Source organism: Hymenobacter agri (genome assembly GCF_054778495.1).
Window position 1 is genome coordinate 1 of record NZ_BAAGZM010000834.1, and the last position, 1,476, is coordinate 1,476.

Here is a 1,476-nt window from a genome sequence, read left to right on the forward strand (position 1 = left end):
CGGCCTGCGGGGGGCCAAAGCCCATCAGCAACAGCGCACTCAGCAGGCCCGCAGCACCCCGCGCTACTCGCCGCCGCCGGCCAGCGTGGGCCTTCATCCAGGAAACTACCGCTACTACCATCGGGACAGGAACAAAAAAGGAACGACCCAGGGCCGTTCCTTTTTACGAAATATCGCAATCAATCAGATTGATGACCTACGTGAAAGCTGAGCTTACGCGGTGCGGGCCTCCACATCGGCCAGGATACGGCCGCAGTGCTCGCACACGATGATTTTCTTGTGCGAGATGATATCGGCCTGGCGCTGGGGCGGCACCGTGTTGAAGCAGCCGCCGCAGGCGTCGCGGCGCACCAGCACCACGGCCAGGCCGTTGCGCACATTGCCGCGGATGCGGGTGTAGGCCGTCAGCAGGCGGTCTTCCACCGGCTTAGTGGCTTCCTCACGCTTGGCCATCAGGCCGCGCTCTTCTTCTTCATTCTCAGCCACGATGGTGTCGAGCTCGCCCTTTTTGGTGTCGAGGTCCTTGCGGCGCTCGTCGAGCTTGTTCTTCGTACCGCTGATTTCGGCGTTTTTCACGTCAATCTGGTACTGGGCTTCCTTGATTTTCTTGTCGGAAATCTGGATTTCCAGGCGCTGCAGCTCAATTTCCTTGGCAATGGCCTCGAACTCGCGGTTGTTGCGCACGTTCTGCTGCTGCTCGTCGTACTTCTTGATGAGCGACTCGGCGTCTTTGCTGGCCTGCTTGCGGGCCTTGATGGTGTCGTTGAGGCCCTGAATTTCTTCGTCGAACTTCTTCACGCGCACTTCGTAGCCAGCAATCTCGTCTTCGAGGTCGCTCACTTCCTCGGGCAAATCGCCCCGCACGCGCCGGATTTCGTCGAGCTGCGAGTCGAGCTGCTGCAGGGTGAGCAGGGCTTCGAGCTTGGCGGCTACGGGAACGTCGGCGGGAGCCACGGCGGCATTTTTAGCAGTCATATTGAACGGGGTTCGTCGGGGTTTCAGCGATTAAGACCGCAAAAGTACGTGCAAAACCGGCCGTTAGCAAATCCCGGAACACCTCGCCGGTGAACTGTTCGCTCTCGAAATGGCCCACGTCGCAGAGCATGAGCTGGCCCTCGGCCCCAAAAAACTCGTGGTATTTCACGTCGCCGGTCACGTAGGCATCGGCCTGCGCGCCCCGCGCCGCGCTAATCAGAAACGCGCCCGCCCCACCGCAGATGGCCACGGTTTTGATGGGCTTGTCGAACGCCGTGTGGCGCACCACCGGCACCAGCAGCCGCTGCTTCAGCAGCTGGCGGAAGGCGGCGGGCGTCAGCGCCTCGGGCAGCTCGCCCACCAAGCCCGCGCCCACGTCCTGCTGCACGTTTTCCAGCTTAATCAGTTCATAGGCAACTTCTTCGTACGGGTGCGTGGCCCGCAGCGCTCGCAGCACAGCCGCCTGCCGGTGCAGCGGCAGCAGCACTTCGAGGCGCATCT

2 protein-coding genes are annotated in these 1,476 nt (G+C 61.8%); both read right to left on the reverse strand.

Features of this window, described 5'->3' with window-relative positions; all coding sequences use genetic code 11:
- Positions 1-213: 213 nt before the first annotated feature.
- Positions 214-975, reverse strand: coding sequence for a zinc ribbon domain-containing protein (locus ACYVDE_RS22630; RefSeq protein ID WP_460503798.1), 762 nt, complete (start codon positions 973-975; stop codon positions 214-216).
- Positions 965-1,476: YqfO family protein (locus ACYVDE_RS22635; RefSeq protein WP_460503799.1), on the reverse strand; the 512-nt coding region annotated here is incomplete at its 5' end. The genes ACYVDE_RS22630 and ACYVDE_RS22635, both read right to left, overlap by 11 nt.